Source organism: Arthrobacter sp. 10T425, from assembly GCF_056393985.1.
Genome location: NZ_JBFTGZ010000010.1, coordinates 1 through 22,648 on the forward strand (window position 1 = coordinate 1; position 22,648 = coordinate 22,648).

Genomic DNA, 22,648 nt, shown 5'->3' on the forward strand with positions numbered 1-22,648 from the left:
TAGGCGGTGATAAACCCGATCAACCGTGGCTCGGTGACGGTGAGGTTGAAGGTCACGGCGGAAACCTTCGCCGGAATCCCGTGGGCCCCGCCGGCCTGGAAGGACACGCTCCCGTCCGGGCGCACTGCAGCAGAAGTCCGCGTGTCCAGTGCCCGGAAGGGCGTGACCGGGACCAAAGCACCCGGCACGGTCGGCTTCGCGTACGTCTCGGCCACCGCGACAGGGGACGTCAGCACGTCGTTTGCCTTCGCCGCTGGCGCGGCCACCGCTGATGCTGCAAGCAAGACACCCAACGCGGCAGCCAGACAGGCGGTCCGCCGCCGAAATTGCGCACTCAAAGTAGCCATGATTCCCCCAAAACATGGCCCCGGGACAGCAGACCGCGGATACTTCTCGCGAAGCTACCACATAAGCGCGCCCCGTCAAGGTCTACTCCCCGGCCCGGCCGCCGCCACTTCGGCGTCGACCGGTCCGCGGGACGATCAGCGCGCCGGCGACGTGCCTGGTGTCGTCGGCGGCATTCCTCCCGAGGCTGCTACCCGATCAGCGCGAGCACCGCGCCGACCGTGACAACCCCGCCCGCTTTGGTGCGGACGTCGGTGACGGTGCCGTCCCGGTGCGCGGAGACCTGGGTTTCCATCTTCATGGCCTCAAGGACCACCACCGGGTCCCCGGCCGATACTTCGGCTCCCGGCTCGACGAGCCATTTCACGACTGTCCCTGCCATGTCCGCACGCAGCTCCCCCGGGTCGCCAGCGGCGGCGGCACCGCCGTCGGACGCTACCGACACTCCGGCGGGCGCTGAGCTGCCCGAGCGGGCCCAGGCGTCGAGCAGATCGGCCGGAAGGCCGACGGCGAGGCGCCTGCCGTCCACGTCGACGGTGATGGTGCGGCGTTCGCCGTCGGGCGCGGTAGTGCTGTAGTCGGGATCGGCAGGGATGCTGTCCGCGAAGTCGGTTTCGATCCAGCGGGTGTGGATGCCGAGGCCGTCCTCGGAGGTGAAGTCCGGGGATTCCAGCACGGCCCGGTGGAACGGTAGCACGGTGGCGACGCCGGTGATCCGCATTTCGGCGAGGGCCCGGCGGGCACGGCGCAGGGCCTGCTGGCGGTCCGCGCCGGTGACGATCAGCTTCGCGAGCAGGGAATCGAACTGCGGCGCGACGAAGGACCCGGAGCGGACGCCGGTGTCGAGGCGGATGCCCGGGCCGGTGGGACCGGCGAATTCGCCGATGGTGCCGGGCGAGGGCAGGAAGCCGCGGCCCACGTCCTCGGCGTTAAGCCGGAATTCGAAGGCGTGTCCGTGCGGTGCCGGGTCTTCGGCCAGGCGCAGCGGCTCCCCCGCGGCGATCCGGAACTGTTCCTGGACGAGGTCGATCCCCGTGGTTTCCTCGGTGATCGGGTGCTCCACCTGGAGCCGGGTGTTGACCTCCAGGAAGGCCACGGTGCCGTCCGCCGCGACGAGGAATTCCACCGTGCCGGCGCCGGAGTAGCCCGCTTCCCGGCAGACGGCCTTGGCGGCGTCGTAGATCAGCGTGGTCTGCTCGTCGGTCAGGAACGGCGCGGGGGCCTCTTCGAGGAGCTTCTGGTGCCGGCGCTGCAGGGAGCAGTCACGGGTTCCGACGACCACGACGTTGCCGTGCGCGTCCGCCAGGACCTGCGCCTCGACGTGGCGCGGACGGTCCAGGTAGCGCTCCACGAAGCACTCGCCCCGGCCGAAGGCGGCAACGGCTTCGCGGACGGCGGAGTCGAAGGCTTCCTCGACCTCGTCGATGATCCGGACCACTTTCATGCCGCGGCCACCGCCGCCGAAGGCGGCCTTGATGGCGATCGGCAGGCCATGCTCTTCGGCGAAGGCGCGGGCCTCGGCCGCCGTGTCGACGGGACCGTCGCTGCCGGCCACCAGGGGTGCGCCGGCCCGGACGGCCGCGTCGCGGGCCGTGATCTTGTTCCCGAGCAGCCGGATCGCGTCCGGGGTCGGACCGATCCAGGTCAGCCCGGCGTCGAGGACGGCCTGGGCAAAGTCGGCGTTTTCGGAGAGGAAGCCGTAGCCGGGGTGGACGGCGTCCGCACCGGACTGGGCCGCCACGGCGAGGAGCTTGGGGATGTTCAGGTACGTGTCCGCGGGCGAGTTGCCGTCCAGGCTGAAGGCCTCATCCGCGGCCGAGACGTGCAGGGCGTCGGCGTCGATGTCGGCGTAGACAGCGACGGACGCCAGCTGCGCGTCGTCGCAGGCCCGGGCTATGCGGACCGCGATTTCTCCACGGTTGGCGATCAGGACCTTGCGCATCAGTTACTCGCTTCTTCTGTGGTGGTGGCGTGTTCAGTAGTGCCGTGTTCGGTGGTGTGTTCGGTGGTGGCGGATTCGGCCCAGCGGAAGCGGATCCTGCCGCCGATCGGGACCTGGGCGGCGAGGTCCAGCTGGGAGTCGACCACCACGGCGATCACCGGGTAGCCGCCGGTGATCGGATGGTCGGCCAGGAAGAGCACGGGCAGGCCCTCCGGCGGGACCTGCAGGGCTCCGGCGACGGTGCCTTCGCTGGGCAGTTCGCCCTGGCGGCTGCGCTGCAGCGGCGTACCGTCCAGCCGCATGCCGACGCGGTTGGACTGTGGCAGCACGGCCCAGTCCTGGGCGGTGAAGGAATCCAGTGCCGCCTGATCGAACCAGTCGGCGCGGGGGCCGGGGACGACGTCGAGGACGGTCACCCCGGTGCCCGGGTAGTCCGGCTGCAGTTCGGGATTTCCGACGACGCCGGTCTCGGCTTCTCCGCCGGCGCCCAGTTGCTGCCCGGCGGCCAGGGGCGCAGGACCGATCCCGGACATGGTGTCCGTGGAGCGGCTGCCCAGTACCGGGGCGGCATCCAGCCCGCCGCGGACCGCGAGGTAGCTGCGGAAGCCGCTGTGCGGCGCACCGATGCTGAGCGTTTCGCCGTCGAGCAGCGCGAAGGGAGTGGCCACCGGCACGGTGCGCTGCCACGTATCGCCGGCGTCGTCCGGTGCGGACGCGATGCTCAGTTCCGACGGCGCCCCGGCGACGGCGAGGACCTGGTCCCCCACGGCCTGGACCTTGAGTCCGCCCGCGACGGTCTCGATGCCGGCTGCGCCGGTGGCGTTGCCGACGAGGCGGTTGGCCCGGCGCAACGAGGCCCGGTCCAGCGCGCCGGCGGCGGAGACGCCCAGGCCGGAGTGGCCGTCCCGGCCGAGGTCCTGGATCAGGCTCTGAAGGCCCGGTGAAACGATCCGGATCCCGGCCATGACGTCCTGCCCGGCAACCGGTTCCGGCGCGGTGCCCTCGGCCGCAGGCACCGCGGCCGGCTCGACAGCTGGCTCGGTGGCTGGCTCGGGGGCCGGCTCGGCCGCTAGGGCGAGTGCATCCCGGACCGGACGGAACTGCACCCGGTGGCCGGGGGCGGCCAGGGCGGGCGGCTCCCGGTCCAAGTCCCACATCTTGGCGTTGGTGCGCCCGATCAGCTGCCAGCCGCCCGGGGAACGGCGCGGGTACACGGCCGAGTAGTTGCCGGCCAGCGCCACGGAGCCCGCGGGAACTGCGGTGCGGGGCGAGCTGCGGCGCGGCACTTCCAGCTGCTGGTTCTCCCCGATCATGTATCCGAATCCGGGGGCGAAGCCGGCGAAGGCCACGGTCCAGACCTGCCCGGAGTGGGCGGCGATCACGCCGTCCGTTCCCAGGCCGGTGAGCCGTCCGACTTCGGCGAGGTCCTCGCCGTCGTACACGGTGTCAATGACCACCAGCTCGCCGTCGCGTTGCACGGGTGCGGTGAGGTCGAGCTGCATCAGGCGGGTGGCGATGCGCCGGGCCGAGGCCGGGGATTCGGCCTTGACCAGGACGGTCTCGGCCGCGGCCAGGATGTCCTGCTGGCCCGGCAGCGGTTTCTCGAGGAGCAGCGCCTGGAGGGCGAGCACGTCCTGGGTGCCGGAGAGCTCTGCGAGGACCGCGCGCGTCCCCACGGCCCGCACGGAGCGGACCTTGTGAACTGCGGTTTCGCCTGCTGCGGCGGCTTGTACCTTCAGGGGTTCCCCTGCTGTCTCAATCACGAGTTGCCTCAATCATTGTGCCGGTGAAATCATGCCGGCGGACAGGATCCGCCGAAGAAGATCCGCGCCGCTCAGGCGCGGGCTTCCTGCAGGAGCCGCTCCTCCTCGTCGGTATGCGGGTTGCGCCCGATGGCCAGCCCGATCACGGTCACGATGGAGGCGACCGCGAGGTAGCCGGCGATCAGGAACCAGTTGCCGCTGACAGCGAAGAGGGCAGTGAAGACCAGCGGTGCGATAGCGCCGCCGACCACGCCGGCCAGGGTGTAAGCCAGCGAACTGCCGGCGTAGCGCAGCCGCGCCGGGAACTGTTCGGTGATGTAAGCCGCCTGCGGGCCATACATGAAGGCGTGGAAGGCCAGCCCGATCACGATTCCGATGGTCAGCGTGAGGACCGACTTGTCCTGAATCATGAGGAAGAACAGCGGAATGTAGACGGCGGTTCCGACGGCGGCGATGCCGTATACGAGTCGGCGGTTGACGCGGTCCGTGAGGGCGCCCGCCGCCGGGATCAGGAACAGTTGGAAGGCTGAGCCGATCAGGATGGCGGTCAGTACGTTGCTGGTGCTCATGCCCAGTTCCTTGGTGGCGTACACGGCCATAAAGACGGTGAGCAGGGAGTACAGCACGTCCGGGCTGATGCGGGACAGGGCGGCCGAGACGAGGGCGCGCGGCTCCTTGGTGAAGACCTCCTTGATGGGGGCCTTGGGCTGTTCGCCGTGGGCCTGGATGGCCTTGAAGACGGGAGTTTCCTCGAGCTTCAGCCGGATCAGCAGGCCGAAGCCCACCAACACCGCCGAGGCGAGGAAGGCCACGCGCCAGCCCCAGGAGAGGAACTCTTCGTTGCTGAGCGTCGCGGCGAGCACGGCCAGAACGCCGTTGGCCATCAGGTTGCCGGCGGGCGGGCCAATCTGCGCGGCGGAAGACCAGAAGCCGCGCCGCTTCGCGTCGCCGAATTCGCTCGAGAGCAGCACGGCCCCGCCCCACTCGCCGCCGACGCCGATGCCCTGCGCCAGGCGCAGCAACACGAGGATGATGGGTGCGGCTATACCGATGGTGGCGTAGCCCGGGAGCGCGCCGATCACCACCGTAGCGATGCCGATCAGCAGCAGGGTGGTCACGAGGACCTGCTTGCGGCCGATCTTGTCACCGAGCCGGCCGAAGATCACGCCGCCGATGGGACGGGCGAGGTAGCCAACCGCAAAGGTCGAGAAGGACAGCAGCAGCCCGACGTATTCGTCGTTACCCGGGAAGAAGACCTTGGGGAACACGAGGGCCGAGGCCACGGAGTAGATCGCGAAGTCGTAGTACTCCAGCGAAGTGCCGGTGAGGCTCGCGACATAGGCCTTGAGGGCACCAGGCGGGATCCTCCTCTTGCCGGCGGCCGGGGTGGCCTGATGCGGTGCTGCAGTCATGGTTTTCCTCCAGGTGTGCGGGGTGCTGCCTGTTGCTTGGGTTTAGGTGCGGGTGGTCCCGGCAGAACCGGGGTGTGAAGCGTGAAGCTGCGGCCTAGACGAAGGCGGCGGTGGTGATGTCTGCGGCGTTGAGCGCTTCGCGGACGGCAGCGGCCATGGCGACGGCCCCCGGGGAGTCACCGTGCACGCAGATGCTTTCGGCGCGGATTTTCAGGATGGAGCCGTCGATGGTGCGGATGGCGGAATCGGTGGCCATCCGGAGGACATGCTCAGTGACGAGAGCGGGGTCCTCCAGCACGGCTCCGGGAAGCGTACGGGACACGAGGGTGCCGTCCGGGTTGTAGGCCCGGTCCGCGAAGGCTTCGGTCACCGCGCGGAGGCCGGCGGCCTCGGCCAGGCGCAGCACTTCCGAGCCCGGCAGGCCCAGGATGGGCAGGTTCGGGTCAACGGATTTCACGGCGTCGACGACGGCCTTCGCCTGGCCGGTGTGCGAGACGATCGCGTTGTAGAGGCCGCCGTGCGGCTTGACGTACTTGACCGTGCCGCCCTCGACGGCAGCCAGCGCCTGCAGCGCACCGATCTGGTAGACGACGTCGTCGGCCAGTTCGATCGGGTCGATGTCCAGGAAGCGGCGGCCGAAGCCGGCGAGATCGCGGTAGCCGACGTGGGCGCCGATCACGACGCCGGCGGCAACCGCCTCGCGGCAGGTCCGGCGGATGACGCTGGGGTCGCCCGCATGGAATCCGCACGCCACGTTGGCGCTGGAGACCGAGCGGAACATCGCCGAGTCGTCGCCCAGGGTCCAGCGGCCGAAGGACTCGCCAACGTCGCTGTTCAGGTCAATGGTTGCCATTTGTGATCCTCGTCTCATGATAGCCCCCTACTAGGATGCATCAATTTCTCGGATTGTTCAACAATCCGACGATTCAACATTGGGACAATCGTGTAGATTCGGCACTATGACCACTCCCGATGCAGCTGCCGGCTCCGCCCTAGGCGCAGCTGCGGCGCGGCTGCGCGTGGCCGTCCCCTCCGTGGCGGACCGGGTGGCGGCCGAGCTGCGCCTGCAACTGGCGGAGGGCCTGCTCCTGCCGGGAGCCCGGCTCACGGAGTCGACCATCGCCGAAGACCTGGGCGTCTCCCGCAACACGGTCCGCGAGGCCTTCGCCGAACTGGCGGCCGAGCGCCTGGTGGTCCGGCACCCCAACCGCGGCGTCTTCGTGGCCAGACTCGAGGCCGGCGACATCCACGACGTCTACACCGTGCGCCGCGCCATTGAAGTCAGTGCGATCCGCGGCGGCGGCAGCCCGGAGCGCGTGGCCGTGGTCCGCGCTGCCGTTGAAGAGGGCAAAGCCGCCGCCGCCGCCAATGACGAGGAGGGCCTGGGCAGCGCCAACCAGCATTTCCATGGCGCGATCGTGGCCCTGGCGGGCAGCCGGCGGCTGGACACGATCATGTCCCAGGTACTGGCTGAGATGCGGCTGTTCTTCCACAAGGCCACCGTGGACGCGCACTTCTACCGGGGCTACCTGCCGGACAACGAGGAAATCTGCACCGCCCTGGAAGCCGGAGACCTGGACCGCGCCGGCGCGCTGCTGCTGGCCTATTTGAACCGGTCCGAGGAGCGCCAGGCCGCCGTCCACGGCGAGTGAACGATTCCATGGAATCGATTCCATGATTCGTTTTGAGCGCCGTCCAGGGTGCTCTCCGGAAACCCGGCGACCTCCGCCGAGTCCCGCCAGAGGGTGGCCGCCGCCGTCACCCAGCTGGACTTCCACCCCAACGCCCAGGCGCGCGCGCTCCGTTCCACCGGGACCAACGTCATCGTGACGGCAGCGCCCCTCAATTCCGCCCCTATGTACTGCGGCTTCGGGCACCGTCCCGCACCACCGAAGGAGCAGGTCCAATGAGCACGGTTTTTGTGGTCGGAAGCCTCAATATCGACCAGAACGTCCGTGTCAGCGCCCTGCCCCGGGCGGGCGAAACCGTCCGGGGCTCGGACGCAACGTACAGCCCCGGGGGCAAGGGCGGCAACCAGGCCGTCGCGGCCGCCCGGGCCGGCGCCGCAGTGAAGTTCACCGGCGCCGTCGGCGACGACGCCCATGGCCGGCGAATTCTTGAGGTCCTCGCCGAGGCCGGCATCGATGCCGGCCACGTTCGGGTCAGCGGCACCGCCGCCACCGGAACGGCGGTCATCGCGGTCGATGACCAGGGCGAAAACCAGATCATCGTGAGTCCGGGCGCGAACGCCGGGCTTACCGCCGCCGACGTCGAAGCGGGACTCGCCGCCGTCCAGCCCGGCGACGTCCTGGTCCTGCAGCTGGAAATCCCGACGGCGCTGGTCCGGCAGGCCGCGCGGACCGCGAAGAATCGCGGGGCATTCGTCATCCTCAACGCCGCGCCGGCCCCCCGGCAGATCGAGGCGCTGCTCGACGACGTCCACCTCCTGGTGGTGAACGAACAGGAAATCCAGGTTCTCGCGGCCCTCACCGGCCTGGCCGGAATCCAAGGAAACCACCGGGACCTGGTCGTGTCGCTCCCGCCCGTCCTGGGGCCCGCCATCGTGTGCACCGCAGGCGCGGAAGGATCCTTCACCGTCGTCGACGGCAGTCCCGTGCACGTGCCGGCAACGAAAGTGGACGCCAGGGACACCACCGGAGCCGGCGACACGTTCGTGGGCTACCTCGCCGCATCCCTCGCCGGCAGCGACCGCGAGATGCCTGCGGCAATGCTCCACGCCACCCATGCCTCCGCTGTCGCCGTGACGCGCCCCGGCGCTATGGAATCGATTCCATGGCGCGATGAAGTACCGGCGTAGCCGCCAAACCCCGCAGCACCCCGCCTGAACGTCCCGCACTAAGTCCCACACGAAGGAGACCCATGAAAATCGCACTCGGCAACGACCACGCCGGCTGAACACCCGCGAAACCTGGGGCGCCAAGGAAAAGGCTGAAGTGGACGCCATCATCGCCGGCGAGCCGGCCGCCGCCGGGGACCAGACGGCGCCATCGGCTGCCCGGTAGCCGCACAGCAAAGACCCGCAATAAACGTCCGACCGGGGCCGGCCTCTTGGAGGCCGGCCCCGGTCGCAGCAGTCTGAAGTATCCCGTGCTACTTTCCGGCCGCTACCGGGACCGGATGCTCTGCCGCCGGCTTCCCGGCGTCGACATCAGCCGCGGGCGGGGTTTTCAGTTTGAGACGCTCGATGATCGAGATCCCACCGCCCTTGCCGCTGCGGTTCTTGTTGAAGATGTCGAAGCCGACGGCGAGGAGCAGTACCAGGCCCTTGATGAGCTGCTGGTAGTCGGTGCCGAGGCCCAGGATCGACATGCCGTTGTTGAGGACACCCATGATGAGACCGCCGATCATGGCCCCTGCGACGGTTCCGATGCCGCCTGTGACTGCGGCGCCGCCGATGAACGCCGCTGCGATGGCGTCCAGTTCGAAGCCCGTGCCGCCGGCCGGCTGGGCGGAGTTGAGCCGGGCCGTGAACACGAGGCCGGCCAGTGCGGCAAGGACGCCCATGTTCACGAACAGCCGGAAGGTGACGACCTTGGTTTTGATGCCGGACAGCTCAGCCGCGTGCAGGTTGCCGCCGAGTGCGTAGGTGTGCCGGCCGAAGACGCTGTTGTTCATCAGGGCCGTGTAGACGATCACCAGGACCGCCAGCACGATCAGGACGATTGGGGTGCCCCGGTAGCTGGCGAGCAGGAAGGTGATGGTCAGCATGAGCAGGGCAATGAACGCGGTCTTGGTGGCGAACCAGGCCATCGGCTCGTTCTCGAGTTCGAACTTCTTGCGGATCCGGCGTTCCTTGACCGCCTGGATCACCAGCGCCAGGGTGGCGCCGACGCCAAGGATGACCGTCAGCCACTCCAGCACCGACGTGCCGCCGGAAATGTCCGGCAGGAAGCCGCCGCCCAGCGCCCGCAGTTCGCCGGGGAACGGCGTGATCTGCTGGTTTTTGAGAACGATCAGTGTCAGGCCGCGGAAAATCAGCATCCCGGCGAGGGTGACGATGAAGGCGGGAATGCCGACGTACGCGATCCAGTAGCCCTGCCAGGCACCCACCAGCGCGCCGATCAGCAGGCAGGCCGGAATTGCAAGCCACCACTCCCAGCCCCAGTGCACGATCATGACACCGGCACAGGCGCCGATGAAGCCGGCGACCGAACCGACGGACAGGTCGATGTGGCCGGCGATGATCACCATCACCATCCCGATGGCCAGGATCAGGATATAGCTGTTCTGGACCACCAGGTTGGTGACGTTCTGCGGCTCCAGCAGGATCCCGTCCGTCAGGATCTGGAACAGCAGGACGATCAGGATCAGGGCGACAAAGATGCCAACCTGGCGGAGGCGGCTTGTCAGGAAGCCCAGGGATTCTCGGAGGGCGGACATGTTCGCTATTCCTTCTCTTTGGTCATGTAGTGCATGAGGGTTTCCTGTGATGCTTCGGCGATCGGGACCTCGCCGGTGATGTGCCCGGCAGACAGGGTGTAAATCCTGTCGCAGATGCCCAGCAGTTCGGGAAGTTCGGAGGAGATCACAATGACCGCCTTTCCTTCCGCGGCCAGCTTCGCGATGATCGTGTAGATCTCAAACTTCGCTCCGACGTCGATGCCGCGGGTGGGTTCATCGAGGATCAGCACGTCCGGATCGGAGTACATCCACTTGCTCAGCACCACTTTCTGCTGGTTGCCGCCGGACAACTTGCCCGTGACGGCGGCAACCGAGGGGGCCTTGATATTCATGCTCTTCCGGTAGTCGTTGGCCACCACGGTTTCCTGGTTCTTGTCCACCCAGCCGCCCTTGACCAGCTTGCGCAGCGCCGCCATGGATACGTTCCGCTTGATGTCCTCGATGAGGTTCAAACCGTAGAGCTTGCGGTCCTCAGTGGCGTAGGCGATGCCGTGCTTGATGGCGTCGGAGACGGTGGAAGTGTTGATTTCCGTGCCGTGTTTGAACACCTTCCCCGAGGTGGCGGTGCCGTAGCTCCGTCCAAAGACGCTCATGGCCAGCTCCGTCCTGCCGGCACCCATCAGTCCGGCCAGCCCCACCACTTCCCCCTTGCGGACGTTGAGGCTGGCGTTGTTGACCACCACCCGGCTGTAGTCCTGCGGGTGCCTGACGGACCAGTCCTCGATCCGCAGGACTTCCTCGCCAATCCGTGGTTCCCGGTCCGGATACAGGCTTTCCAGGTCCCGGCCCACCATTCCGCGGATAATGCGTTCCTGGGTGATCTCGCCGTCGCCCAGGCGGAGGGTCTCGATGGTCTTGCCGTCGCGAATGATGGTGACGGCATCCGCAACCTTGCGGATTTCGTTGAGCTTGTGGCTGATGATGATGCTGGTGACACCCTGGCCCTTGAGGTGCAGGATCAAGTCCAGCAGGTGGCTCGAGTCCTCGTCGTTGAGGGCCGCCGTCGGTTCATCGAGGATAAGGAGCTTGACCTCCTTCGAGAGTGCCTTGGCGATTTCCACGAGCTGCTGCTTGCCCACGCTGATGTGCTGGACGGGGGTGACCGGGTTTTCGCTCAGGCCCACCCGGGCCAGGAGTTTCGCGGCCTCCAGGTTGGTCTTGCGCCAGTTCACCCAGCCGCGGTTGGCCTGTTCATTGCCGAGGTAGATGTTCTCGGCGATGGACAGGTAAGGGCTCAGTGCCAGCTCCTGGTGGATGATCACGATTCCGCGCTTCTCGCTGTCGCTGATGCTGGAGAAGTTGCAGGGTTCGTTTTCGAAGAGGATGTCGCCGTCGAAGGAGCTGTGCGGGTAGACGCCGGACAGGACCTTCATCAGGGTGGATTTCCCTGCGCCGTTTTCACCGCAGATGGCGTGGACTTCGCCGCGGTTCACCTGCAGGGTGACGTCCTGGAGGGCCTTCACGCCCGGGAAGGTCTTGGTGATTCCTCGCATTTGAAGAATGGGTGTGTTCATCGCCAATTCTCACTGACTGGTAGTACCTGAGACGTCCTGCGGCTGCAGGGGTCTACGGGAAAGGGTGGCGGCCCGGACTCGACGGCGGCCCGCCACCCTTCGACGTGGCTACTTGACGTCGGCCGCGGTGTAGTAACCGGAGTCGATGAGTTCCTTCTTGTAGTTCTCGTTCGTGATGATGACGGACTTGAGCAGGTACGCAGGGACGACCTTGACCTTGTTGTTGTAGGTCTTGGTGTCGTTGACCTCGGGTTCCTGACCCTTCAGGAGGCCGTCGACCATCTTCACAGCCTGGGCTCCCAGCTGGCGGGTGTCCTTGAAGATCGTGGAGTACTGTTCGCCGGCGGTGATGGACTTCACCGAACCCTTTTCGGCGTCCTGGCCGGTGACGATCGGCAGGCTTCCCTTGGCGTAGCCGCCGGTGCTCGTCAGGGCCGAGATGATGCCGATGGAGAGGCCGTCATACGGGGAGAGGACGCCATTGAGCTTGGTGCCGGAACTGTAGGCGGCCGTGAGGATGTCCTCCATGCGCTTCTGGGCCACGGGGGCCTGCCAGCGCAGGATGGCAGCCTGCTCAAACTTGGTCTGGCCGCTGGGCACCTTCAGGGTTCCGGCGTCCAGGTACGGCTTGAGGGTGTCCATGGCGCCGGTCCAGAAGAAGTTGGCGTTGTTGTCATCCGGGCTGCCGGCGAAGAGCTCCACATTGAACGGGCCCTTGCCTTCGACCTTTTTGCCGCTGGCGTCAACAAGGCCCAGGCCGGTCAGCAACGAAGTGGCCTGCTGGACGCCCACCGTGTAGTTGTCGAAGGTGGTGTAGAAGTCGACGTTCGGCGTGCCGTTGATGAGCCGGTCGTACGCGATGACCTTGACGTTCTGCTCCTTCGCCTTGGCGAGGACATCGGTCAGCGTGGTGCCGTCGATGGCTGCGACGATGAGGGCTTTGGCACCCTTGGTGAGCATGTTCTCGATCTGGGACACCTGGGTGGGGATGTCATCATTGGCGTACTGCAGGTCGGCTTTGTAGCCGAGCTTCGTCAGGGATTCCGAGACGTTCTTGCCGTCGGCGATCCACCGCTCCGAGGTCTGCGTCGGCATCGAGATCCCGACGAGGGAACCGGCGGCGTCGGCGCTGGCGGCCGGGGCGGCCGTGCCGGGCCGGCTGCCGCAGCCTGTGGCCCCTACGGTCACAGCGAGGACAACCGCGACGGCGCCCAGGAGTTTCCTGATCTTCACAATTTTCTCCTTCCGCGGACCCATAGTCCGCGAAGTTGCTCCTGATCGCAGTCCTGCACGTCATCGTGCCCCTGCGGGGCGGTAACAGCGGGAGGATTGCGGAGGTCTGAATGGAACGGGGATTCAGCCGTCAAGGGATCTGCGGCTGATTGTTATCGCTAACAATATGGTCAAAGATAGCTTCTTGAAACATGTGAGTCAACGCACATTCGGCGCCAGTCTCCTTCTTACCGCCGCCGGACCCTCATGCGGCGAAGGTGCGCCAGGCCGCGCGGTGCGAGTCTCCGGGTTCGAGCCGCACGAGGTCCGTGCCGGTGTTGAAGGCATCCGGCGGGCACGTCATGGGTTCCACGGCGAGTCCGAGCCGGCCGGGCAGCGGCGGTTCCGCATCCCCGGTGTAGAGCTGCAGCCAGGCGCAGCTGCGGTCCCAGGCCATGCCGACGCCGGTCCCGCCCGGGTCCCGGACCACGACGTGTGCCTGTCCGTCGCCGTCGAACACCATGTCGGTGAAGGCATGGTCGATCTTGGTGGAACCGATGACGCGGGCCGCGCGGAAGTCATATCCGTGTCCTTCAACGGACCGGGTGGCGACCGGCAGCAGCCGGTCCGGCGTGACCTCAAGGAACGTCCGCGCCGGCACCTCCAGGCTCCATTGGTCCAGCGGCGCCGGCCCGGCCAGCAGGTACGGGTGGGGACAGACCCCGTAGGGCGCGGACCGCTGCCCCACATTGGCTGCTGTGACGGCAGTGTGCAGGCCCCCGCTGGCCAGCCGGTAGCTGGCGGTGATCGACAACGCGAAGGGGTAGCCCGGCGTCGGTTCGATGGCGCAGGAGAGTTCCACGGCGGAATCCGTCCGGGACTCCAGCCTCCACTCCAGCTCCGGGGTGAAGCCGTGCAGGGCGCATTGCCGGTCGGGTTCGTTGACCGGGAGCTCGTAGTCCGCACCGCCAAAGGTGTACGTCCCGTCGGGAATCCGGTTCGGCCAGGGTGCCACGATGACGCCGCGGAAGTCCGGGTTGGGCCCGCCGGCCGGGAACGGGACGATCAGGTCCCGCCCGCGGAACTGCAGCGTCCGCACCGCGGCACCGCGGGCGGCGACGACGGCGGTGTACTCCCCGTGCCGGAGCCCGTATTCGTCCCCGGTCACAGACCGCCGGCCAGCTTGTAGTAGGCGGCGTTCCAGGCGAGTTCCTTCTTGAAGCCCCTGATGGTGGTGCCGTCGTCAATGGTCAACAGCTCGGTTTGGGCGATCTCGGCGAAGTCCTCGAAGACGTCCATGCCGACGGCGGTGGAAAGCACAGTGTGGTGGGCGGCTCCGGCGGTCAGCCAGGCAGCAGCGGAGGTGGCGAAGTCCGGCTTGGGCGACCAGAGGGCACGGGCCACCGGCAGGTTGGGCAGCGGCTGCTCAAGGTCCACGACGTCGACGGCGTTGGCCACGAGGCGGAAGCGGTCGCGCATGTCGGACAGCGCCACCACGACGCCGGGGCCGGCATCGGTGTCGAAGACCAGGCGGACGGGGTCTTCCTTGCCGCCGATGCCCAGCGGGTGGATTTCCACGCGCGGCTTAGCGGCAGTCAGGGACGGGCAGACCTCCAGCATGTGCGCGCCCAGGATTTTCTCCTGGCCCGGGACGAGGTGGTAGGTGTAGTCCTCCATGAGCGAGGCGCCGCCGGGGAGCCCGGCGCCCATGACTTTGGCTGCCCGGACCAGGATGGCAGTCTTCCAGTCGCCCTCGGCGCCGAAGCCGTAACCGTCGGCCATGAGGCGCTGGACGGCCATGCCCGGCAGCTGGCGCAGTGCGCCGAGGTCTTCGAAGGACGTGGTGAAGGCGGCCGAGCCGTTGGCCTCCAGGAAGCTGCGGAGCCCCAGCTCGATCCGGGCGCTGTAGCGCAGCGACTCGTGGCGCGGGCCGCCGGCGCGGAGCTCGGGGGCCACCTCGTAGAGCTGCTCGTATTCGGCGACGAGGGAGTCGACGTCGGACTCTGCCGCGCCGTGCACGGCGTCGGCGAGTTCATTGACGGACCAAGTGTTGACCGAGACGCCGAAGCGCAACTCGGCCTCGGTCTTGTCCCCTTCGGTGACGGCGACATTGCGCATGTTGTCGCCGAAACGGGTCAGCTTGAGGGTCCGGACGGCCGCCCAACCCGCCGAGGCGCGCTGCCAGGATCCGACCTGGCGGGACACCTCGGGGTTGGACACGTGGCCGACGACGGTTTTGCGCGGGATGCCGAGACGGGACTGGATGTAGCCGAACTCGCGGTCGCCGTGCGCGGCCTGGTTCAGGTTCATGAAGTCGAAGTCGATGTCCGCCCACGGCAGTTCGACGTTGGCCTGGGTGTGCAAGTGCAGGAGCGGCTTCCGGAGCAGGTCCAGGCCCTGGATCCACATCTTGGCCGGGGAGAAGGTGTGCATCCACGCGGTCACGCCGATCACGGCGTCGTCCGAGTTGGCATCCAGGGCGGTGCGGCGGATGGCGTCCGAGTCCGTGAGCACGGGCTTCCAGACGATTTTCACCGGGACGTCGGCGGAGGCGTTCAGCGCGTCAGCGATGTCTTGGGACTGGGCGGCGACCTGCTTGAGGACGTCCTCGCCGTAGAGGTGCTGGCTGCCGGTGAGGAACCAGACCTCGAACTGCTCAAGGGACGTGTTGTTGGCGTTGGACATGTTTTCTCCTGCGGATGGTGGGGGGCGACGACGGCTTCGCGGCCTGGCGGCCCGGTTTTGGGCCTGGCGGCCTGGTTTTGGGCCTGGTGGCCCGGTTTTGGGCCTGGCGGCCCGGTTTTGGGCCTAGCGGCCGTAGACGTTCTGGTAGCGGGCGTAAAGCGAGTCGATCTGGGCCGGGTCGATCGGCAGGGGTTCGCCGAGTTGCCGGGAAATATGGACGGTCCGTGCCACTTCCTCGCACATGACGGCGGCTTTGACCGCCGAGCGGGCATCCTTGCCCACGGTGAAGGGCCCGTGGTTCTGCATCAGCACGGCCGGCGAGCTGGATTGGGCCAGGGTGTCCACGATGCCGCGGCCGATCGAGTCGTCCCCGATCAGCGCGAACGGGCCCACCGGGATCGTCCCGCCAAACTCGTCACCCATCATGGTCAGCACGCAGGGGATCTCCTCTCCCCGCGCAGCCCAGGCCGTGGCGTAGGTCGAATGCGTGTGCACCACTCCCCCGACCTCCGGCATGTGCCGGTAAACGTAGGCGTGCGCCGCTGTGTCCGAGGACGGTGACAGCGCGGGGTTGCTCCAGTCGCCCTCCGCGGGCGTGCCGTAGAGGTCCGTGACAACCATGCTCTCGGGCGTGAGGTCCGCGTAGGAGACTCCGGACGGCTTGATGACCATCAGGTCATGGCCGGGGACGCGGGCGGAGACGTTGCCGGCCGTCCACACCACCAGTTCGTAGCGCGTGAGTTCGGCGTGCAGTTCGCAGACCTCGCGACGGACCTCCGCGATGCTTTCCAGCAGGTTGCTCATGCGGACACTTCCTCTGCGACCGAGCCGGCGGGGACGGCGTTCTGCTGCGGAGCGCCCGCAGCGGCGGCAAACGAGGGCCTGGCCGCACGCTGGATCGCCTTGAGGCGGTGCATCACGCTGTTGCTGCCGCGGCCGAAGTAGTCGTGCAGCGTGCGGTACTCCTGGAAGAGCTTTTCGTAGGCGGCAACATTTTCCGGAATGGGAATATAGATGCTGCCGGGCTCCGATCCCATGGCAGCCGCAGCGGCACGGATATCCGCGTATTCACCTGCGGCCACGGCGGCGTGGATGGCCGACCCCAGGGCGGGCCCCTGGGTTGAGCCGATGGTGGAGAGCGGCAAGCCGGTGATATCCGCGTAGATCTGCATGAGCAGCTTGTTCTTCAGCAGGCCGCCGGCCACGATGAATTCCCTGACCGGCACTCCGGAGTCGCGGAAGGCGTCCACGATGGTGCGCGTGCCGAAGGCCGTGGCTTCCAGCAAGGCCCGGTAGGTGTCTTCGGGCCTGGTGGCGAGGGTCTGGCCCACCACGACGCCGGAGAGTTCGTGGTCCACCAGCACGGAACGGTTGCCGGAGTGCCAGTCCAGGGCAATGAGGCCGTGTTCGCCGATGGCCTGGCGCGAGGCCAGATCCGTGAGGTATTCGTGGATGCCCAGGCCTGCCGCCTCCGCTGCCTGGTGGTACTCGGGCGGGACGCCGTTGTTCGTGAACCAGCCGAAGATGTCCCCCACTCCGCTTTGGCCAGCTTCGTAGCCCCAAAGTCCGTCGACGATTCCGCCGTCCACCACGCCGCACATGCCCGGGACTTCCCGCAGTTCGGCACCGTTCATAACGTGGCAGGTGGAGGTTCCCATGATGGCCACCAGCTGCCCGGGCTCAACTGCCTTCGCTGCGGGCGCCGTGACGTGGGCGTCCACGTTGCCCACTGCGACGGCGATGCCTTCCGGCAGTCCGGTCCAGGCGGCGGCCTCGGCCGTCAGATAGCCGGCCGCATCGCCGAGCCGGCCGATGGTGTGCGCCAGCTTGGCGCTGACAAAATCCTTGAAGTCCGGGTTCAGGGCGGACAGGAATTCCTTGGACGGGTAGCGGCCGTCCTGGTAGATCCCTTTGTAGCCGGCCGTGCAGGCGTTGCGGACGTAGTTGCCGCACAGCTGCCAGACGATCCAGTCAGCCGCTTCCACCCAGCGGTCCATCGCGGCGTAGCTTTCCGGGTCCTCCTCCAGCAACTGCAGGCCCTTGGCGAACTCCCATTCGGAGGAGATGAGTCCGCCGTAGCGCGGCAGCCAGTTTTCGCCGAGTTCCGAGGCCAGGGCGTTGATGCGGTCCGCCTGCGGCTGGGCGGCATGGTGGCGCCACAGCTTCACGTAGGCGTGCGGGCGGTTGGCGAATCCGGGAAGCTCGTTCAGCGGTGTGCCGTCGCCCTTGACGGGGACCATGGTGCAGGCCGTGAAGTCGGTGGCGATGCCCACCACGGCGGCTGGGTCGATCCCGGCGTCGGCGACGGCCGCCGGCACAGCCCGGCGGAGCACGTCGCGGTAGTCGTTGGGCACCTGCAGGGCCCATTCGCCCGGAAGCCGGATGCCGGCGACGCCAGCCGTGTCCTTCGGAAGCTCGCCGGTGACCACGGCATGCGGGTATTCAAATACCCCGCTGCCCAGTTCCTTGCCGTCCCGGACCCGGACGACGACGGCCCGCCCGGAAAGCGTGCCGTAGTCCACGCCTATGACAAAGTTTTCGGTTCCGTCCACTGAGAAGTCCATCAAATCCTCCAATAGGTTCCGCAACATTGCGAACCCCCTTATTGTTAGCGCTAACAAACTTGCTGTCAAGAAGCCTGGCACGTATTGCCGGAACGGAGGACTTCGGCCCTTAGGAGAGACGGGGGCGGGGTGCGGTGCTGGCGCGCACCACGAGAGCAGGTTTGACCACCAGGGCGCCGCTGGCGGCATCGCCCTCCACCTGGGCGCGTATCAGGTCCACGCAGCGCTTTCCGAGTTCCTCGAAGTCCTGTCGCACGGTGGTCAGCGGCGGCATGAAGTAGGCGGATTCGGGCTGGTCGTCAAAGCCAACCACGGAGACGTCTTCCGGAACCCGGATACCCTTCTCGCCGAACGCCCGCAGCAGTCCGAGCGCCATCTGGTCGTTGCTGACGAACACCGCGGTGGCGCTGCGCTGTTCTGCCAGCTGCTGCCCGATCCGGTACCCGCTGTCCGCACTCCAGTCCCCCTCGACCAGAAGTTCGTCGGAGAGGCCGGCTTCCGCCAACTCCTCGCGCCACCCGTCAACCCGGGCTTTGCCGTCCACCCAGTCGAGCGGTCCGGAGACATGGCCGATCCGCTCGTGGCCAAGGCTGATCAGATGGGCGACGGCCAGCCGCGCACCGAGCTTCTGGTCGACCATCGCGCCGCTCAACCGCCCTTCTCCGGCTCCGCCGACGACGATTACCGGGAGATCCAGGTTCAGGTCCTCGAGCACCTGAAGTGTCCCGTCGTGCGGCACGATCACAATCAATCCGTCCGCGCCCTGGTCCGTCAGGTGCCGCACCGCATCGCAAATGGCGTTCGCCGCGGCCCCCTTGATCGCGGCAATGCTCACGAAATAGCCTGCCTCCCTGGCGGCTTGCTGGACCCCCAGCAGGGTATTCGCCGGGCCGTATTGCCCGAGCTCGGAGGCGAGGACACCGATGGTCTGGGTGCGCCGGGTCACCAGGCTCCGGGCGGCCGTGTTGCGCCGGTAGCCGAGTTCGGCAATCGCCGCCTCGACCCGGGACTTTGTTCCCGCGCTGACATTCGGGTGGTTGTTGATCACCCGCGAGACGGTCTGGTGGGAAACCTTGGCCAGCGCTGCGACGTCTTCGAGCCGCGGCTGCCGCCGGTCATTGTTGTTCCCCATGCGAGGCCCCTTTCGCTCCGATGCCGTCCACCGGCCTGAATCAAAGTGTGAAATCGAACGATAGGAGGGCACGGGGCGCCCGCTGGTCGCCCGCCCCCCGGCTCCTGTTAGCGCTAACGATAGTCCATAGGGCCCCTGGTGTGACGCCCGCAGGGAACGACGCCCGGAACCGCAACGACGTGCCCGGCGGGGACCCTACCCGGCCGGCTCGGCCGCAACCGGCGCGGCGGGCCCGGGCGCGGCAGGCACCGGCGCGCAGCCGCAGGACGCGCGCAGGACCAGCTCCACGGGGAAGATCCTGTTCCGGGTGGGAGACACGCCGTCAAAGCCAATGAGCGCTTCGACGGCGGCCTCGGCCATGGCCTGGACGGGCTGCGCGACCGTGCTCAACGGCGGCCAGCTGAACTCCGCCTCAGCCGAGCCGTCGAAGGAGAAGACCGCCAGGTCCTCGGGGACCCGCAGCCCGGCCTCGGACACGGCGCGCAGCAGGCCGACGGCCTGCAGGTCGGAACTGACGAACACGGCGGTGGGTCGGTCCGCGGCCGCGAGCAGCCGCTGCCCGGCCCGGTAGCCGCCCTGCCGGTCGAAGTCACAGCGCAGAATGGGTCCTTCCGGGAGGCCGGCCTCCGCGAGCCCCTGCTGCCACCCGACCTCGCGGGCATCGAGATCATTGCCGGCGTTCATGCCCATGACCAGTGCGATGTTGCGGTGGCCGTGGCCCACCAGGTGCTCGACGGCACGCCGGGAGCCTTCCAGCAGCTCCACGCCGACCGAGTTGAAGCCCGGCACCTCGGTGCTGTGGTTGAGCAGCACGGCGGGGATCTCCGAATGCTCCAGCTCGGTCAGGTCGGGTTCGAACAGCACGCTGGAGAGGAAGACCCCGTCAACGCGGCGGCTCGCGAGGTTCCTGACCTGGCGGCGCTCATTGGCCGCCGATCCGCCCGAGTTCGCCAGCAGCAGGGCATAGCCGCGCGCCGCCGCGGCTTCCTCCACGGCGCGGGCCAAAGTGGCGAAGAAGGGGTTGGTGGTGTCCGGGACCACCATGCCGAGCATCTCGCTGGAGCCAAGTTTCAGTGCCCTCGCCGCGGCGTTCGGACGGTACCCCAGGGCGCTGATGGCCTCGCGGACTTTCGCAGCGGTCACCGGGGAGACCCGCTTGGGGCCGCCGTTCACCACATAGCTGACGACGGCGGTGCTGACGCCCGCCAGCCTGGCCACGTCTTTTCGGGTGATCGTGGGCCTGGCGGAGGCGGGCGAGTGTGGCACAGTGACCATGCTACCGCCGGAGTTCCCCGGCTAAGCCTTCCTCGTTGGTTCCCTGCGCAGGCAGCAGGACGGGGGCGTCGCCGTGGTCCGGCACGGGCAACCGCTCCCCGCCGCGGAGGGCGGACTCGTGCGCCACGATCCCCGGCAGCGTGTAGCGGGCGGCTTCCCAGGCGTTGACGGGCGGGAGCGTTCCCGTGTCGACGGCCGTGGCAAAGTCGTCCACCAGGAAGTGGTGGCTGCCCTCGTGCCCGTTGTGAAGTCCGCGGAACTCGGCCGGAAGCCGGCCGGCGTCATGCACGGGTGCCATTCCGGAGCTGAAGGCGTCCCGCAGTGCCGGTGCGACACTGGCCAGCGAAGGATCGTCGGCAGCCAGCGTGGCCCCGGTGGCCAGTTCCGCGCTGACGTCGGTCACGGACTCCTTGTCCTGCCACACACTGACCGTGGCCAGCTGCTCGAAGCTGGCGTCCGTGCCGAAGTACCGGAAGCGGCTTTCGCGCAGGTGGGAGGGGTAGCCGACGCGGCGCATCTCGTTGATGCGCATGGACCCGCCGGTTGAGAGTTCGAACAGCGCGGTGGCATTGGAGAAGTCGTTGCCGAACATGCTGACATCCTTATCGAACACGCCGTCGCCGCGCTCGTCGGAGACGCCAATGCAGCTGACGCTGACGGCATGGCCGCCGATTGCGCCCAGTACCCCGCCGGTGGAGTGAGTCGGATACAGCATGGGCGGGTAGCTGGCGGTGCGTTTCCAGTCCTCCCCGCCGCTGTACTGGTAGGCCTCGTAGAAGCCGAGATCCATGTCGTGGACGTAGTCGCCCTCGGCGTAGAAGATGCGGCCAAAGGCGCCTTCAGCCTTGCGCTTGCGGGCATAGACGGTGGCGGGGTTGTAGTAGCTTGTCTCGCCCATCATGTAGGTCAGGCCCGTCTCCCGGACAGCCTCGATGATCCGGGCGATCTCGTCCTCGCTGATGGCCATCGGCACTGCCGAATACACATGCTTGCCCGCCCGGAGCGCCTGCAGCACCAGCGGCCCGTGCGTCCAGCGCTGGGTGAAGATCGCCACGGCGTCGAGGCCGCCGTCGAGCATGGCCTCAAAGCTGGGATAGGTCCCCGCCAGGCCGAGCCGCTCCCGGAGGGCCTCGGCCCGTTCCGGCAGGACGTCCGTGACATGGACTTCTGAAATCGCGGGATGGGCGTCGAAGAGTTTGGCGAAGGCGCCTGCGAACTGTCCGGCGCCGACAATGCCTAGTGAGAAAGTCATGCACGCAAGTTTTACACCAGTTTCTACTCGAGTCAATAGCAGAAGATGAGCAGAAAGATTCCTCCCGGAAACATAAAAGAAACGCTTGCGCATAAGAAAGTTACTCGTGTAGATTCAGGCCTCAGTTGTAATCCACGTCACAGCATCCACGTAACTGCGGAGGACCCACCAATGACCACCACAACTGCCCGCGGAGCCGTTCCGGCACGCAAGGCGCCCGGCACGGGAACGGGCAATGCTGCCCCCCGCGGCCGGCGCCGAACCCGCAGCGACCTGAGGGTCGCCCTTCTCTTCATCGCCCCGGCCTTGCTCGGCTTCGTTGCCTTCTACCTGGTGCCGAGCATCCGCGGCGTCTACCTCAGCTTCACCGAGTACAGCGTTTTGGGCGATCCCACCTGGATCGGCACCAAAAACTACACCGCGATCTTCGCGGACGATCTCTTCTGGAACGCCATGGCCGTGACGGTCCAGTACGTGGCACTGAACATCGGCTTCCAGACCGTCATCGCGCTCGGACTTGCCCTGCTGATGCACAACGTCGCCAAGTCCACGCTAATCCGCGGCGCCCTGCTGCTGCCCTTCCTGGTGGCGAACGTGATCGTCGCGCTGCTCTGGTTCTGGATGCTCGACTACCAGCTGGGAATCGTCAACGAGGTCATCAACTGGCTGGGCCTGCCGCGCATCGCCTTCTTCGGCAGCGAGCAATGGGCCATCCCCACCATCGCCGGCGTCAATGTCTGGCGGCACATGGGCTACACCGCCCTGCTGATCTTCGCCGGCCTGCAGTCCATCCCCAACCACGTGTACGAGGTCGCCTCGCTCGACGGCGCCTCCCCGACCCGGACCTTCTGGAGCATCACGATGCCGCTCCTGCGCCCGGTGCTGGTGTTGGTCCTGGTGGTCACCGTCATCGGCTCCTTCCAGGTCTTCGACACCGTGGCAGTGACCACGGGCGGCGGCCCGATCAATGCCTCCCGCGTCATCCAGATGTACATCTACCAGAAGGCCTTCGGTGAATCCGACTTCGGCTACGCCTCGGCCCTGTCCGTCATTCTCTTCGTCATTCTCGCTCTCGTGGCCTTCGTCCAGATGAAGTTCCTCAAGGGCAACGAATCGGATCTGGACTAAGG

General features: G+C 67.4%; 19 protein-coding genes. 4 read left to right on the forward strand and 15 right to left on the reverse strand.

Annotated features, from left to right (window positions below; all coding sequences use genetic code 11):
* From AC1DDH_RS12860 to AC1DDH_RS12880, 5 genes are all read right to left on the reverse strand, one after another.
* Positions 1–236 (reverse strand): hypothetical protein (locus AC1DDH_RS12860; protein WP_476931827.1); only part of this gene is annotated, 236 nt, incomplete at its 3' end.
* A 299-nt stretch (positions 237–535) separates the two neighbouring features.
* Positions 536–2,287, reverse strand: a complete 1,752-nt coding sequence (locus AC1DDH_RS12865) for an acetyl/propionyl/methylcrotonyl-CoA carboxylase subunit alpha (RefSeq protein ID WP_476856732.1) — start codon at positions 2,285–2,287, stop codon at positions 536–538.
* Positions 2,287–4,047, reverse strand: a complete 1,761-nt coding sequence (locus AC1DDH_RS12870; protein WP_476955615.1) for a 5-oxoprolinase subunit B/C family protein — start codon at positions 4,045–4,047, stop codon at positions 2,287–2,289. Before AC1DDH_RS12870 ends, AC1DDH_RS12865 begins: the two co-directional genes overlap by 1 nt.
* Before the next feature lie 74 nt (positions 4,048–4,121).
* Complete coding sequence (locus tag AC1DDH_RS12875) at positions 4,122–5,462, reverse strand: MFS transporter (protein WP_476859679.1); 1,341 nt, start codon at positions 5,460–5,462, stop codon at positions 4,122–4,124.
* A 94-nt stretch (positions 5,463–5,556) separates the two neighbouring features.
* On the reverse strand, positions 5,557–6,315 hold the full coding sequence (locus AC1DDH_RS12880) for a LamB/YcsF family protein (protein ID WP_223914816.1): 759 nt from the start codon (positions 6,313–6,315) through the stop codon (positions 5,557–5,559).
* A gap of 106 nt (positions 6,316–6,421) precedes the next feature.
* Here AC1DDH_RS12880 and AC1DDH_RS12885 point away from each other — a divergent pair, with 106 nt between their 5' ends.
* From AC1DDH_RS12885 to AC1DDH_RS12895, 3 genes are read left to right on the forward strand one after another with little or no spacing between them, the layout of a single operon-like run.
* On the forward strand, positions 6,422–7,114 hold the full coding sequence (locus AC1DDH_RS12885) for a GntR family transcriptional regulator (RefSeq protein ID WP_476931821.1): 693 nt from the start codon (positions 6,422–6,424) through the stop codon (positions 7,112–7,114).
* Positions 7,115–7,162: 48 nt separating this feature from the next.
* Entirely contained in the window at positions 7,163–7,372 is a 210-nt protein-coding gene (locus AC1DDH_RS12890; RefSeq protein WP_476955575.1) for a hypothetical protein, read from the forward strand.
* Positions 7,369–8,280: a ribokinase gene (locus AC1DDH_RS12895; protein WP_476955576.1), complete on the forward strand. Its 912-nt coding sequence runs from the start codon at positions 7,369–7,371 to the stop codon at positions 8,278–8,280. Before AC1DDH_RS12890 ends, AC1DDH_RS12895 begins: the two co-directional genes overlap by 4 nt.
* Positions 8,281–8,573: 293 nt before the next feature.
* Here AC1DDH_RS12895 and mmsB read toward each other — a convergent pair whose 3' ends face one another.
* The 10 genes from mmsB to AC1DDH_RS12945 form a co-directional block, all read right to left on the reverse strand.
* Positions 8,574–9,863, reverse strand: a complete 1,290-nt coding sequence (gene mmsB, locus AC1DDH_RS12900) for a multiple monosaccharide ABC transporter permease (protein ID WP_028278178.1) — start codon at positions 9,861–9,863, stop codon at positions 8,574–8,576.
* A 5-nt stretch (positions 9,864–9,868) separates the two neighbouring features.
* Positions 9,869–11,398 carry a multiple monosaccharide ABC transporter ATP-binding protein gene (gene mmsA / locus AC1DDH_RS12905; protein ID WP_230007792.1) on the reverse strand — a complete coding sequence of 510 codons (1,530 nt, stop codon included), beginning with the start codon at positions 11,396–11,398 and terminating at the stop codon, positions 9,869–9,871.
* A 108-nt stretch (positions 11,399–11,506) separates the two neighbouring features.
* Entirely contained in the window at positions 11,507–12,631 is a 1,125-nt protein-coding gene (gene chvE, locus AC1DDH_RS12910) for a multiple monosaccharide ABC transporter substrate-binding protein (protein ID WP_368859392.1), read from the reverse strand.
* 244 nt (positions 12,632–12,875) lie between these two features.
* On the reverse strand, positions 12,876–13,778 hold the full coding sequence (locus AC1DDH_RS12915) for an aldose 1-epimerase family protein (protein WP_476955577.1): 903 nt from the start codon (positions 13,776–13,778) through the stop codon (positions 12,876–12,878).
* Positions 13,775–15,295, reverse strand: a complete 1,521-nt coding sequence (gene araA / locus AC1DDH_RS12920) for an L-arabinose isomerase (RefSeq protein WP_476955578.1) — start codon at positions 15,293–15,295, stop codon at positions 13,775–13,777. Before araA ends, AC1DDH_RS12915 begins: the two co-directional genes overlap by 4 nt.
* A 123-nt stretch (positions 15,296–15,418) precedes the next feature.
* A complete protein-coding gene (locus AC1DDH_RS12925; RefSeq protein WP_476859671.1) occupies positions 15,419–16,099 on the reverse strand; it encodes an L-ribulose-5-phosphate 4-epimerase in 681 nt (226 codons plus the stop codon).
* The gene (gene araB, locus AC1DDH_RS12930; protein WP_476931815.1) at positions 16,096–17,859 is read right to left on the reverse strand and encodes a ribulokinase; all 1,764 of its coding nucleotides are present in this window, start codon (positions 17,857–17,859) and stop codon (positions 16,096–16,098) included. The genes AC1DDH_RS12925 and araB overlap by 4 nt, the downstream gene beginning before the upstream one ends.
* A gap of 109 nt (positions 17,860–17,968) precedes the next feature.
* The gene (locus AC1DDH_RS12935; RefSeq protein WP_476931814.1) at positions 17,969–18,991 is read right to left on the reverse strand and encodes a LacI family DNA-binding transcriptional regulator; all 1,023 of its coding nucleotides are present in this window, start codon (positions 18,989–18,991) and stop codon (positions 17,969–17,971) included.
* Between the two features lie 195 nt (positions 18,992–19,186).
* Positions 19,187–20,266: a LacI family DNA-binding transcriptional regulator gene (locus AC1DDH_RS12940; protein ID WP_230006159.1), complete on the reverse strand. Its 1,080-nt coding sequence runs from the start codon at positions 20,264–20,266 to the stop codon at positions 19,187–19,189.
* Between the two features lies 1 nt (position 20,267).
* Entirely contained in the window at positions 20,268–21,518 is a 1,251-nt protein-coding gene (locus tag AC1DDH_RS12945) for a Gfo/Idh/MocA family protein (protein ID WP_230006160.1), read from the reverse strand.
* 171 nt (positions 21,519–21,689) lie between these two features.
* Here AC1DDH_RS12945 and AC1DDH_RS12950 point away from each other — a divergent pair, with 171 nt between their 5' ends.
* The gene (locus AC1DDH_RS12950; protein ID WP_476856738.1) at positions 21,690–22,646 is read left to right on the forward strand and encodes a carbohydrate ABC transporter permease; all 957 of its coding nucleotides are present in this window, start codon (positions 21,690–21,692) and stop codon (positions 22,644–22,646) included.
* The last annotated feature ends 2 nt before the right edge of the window (positions 22,647–22,648 follow it).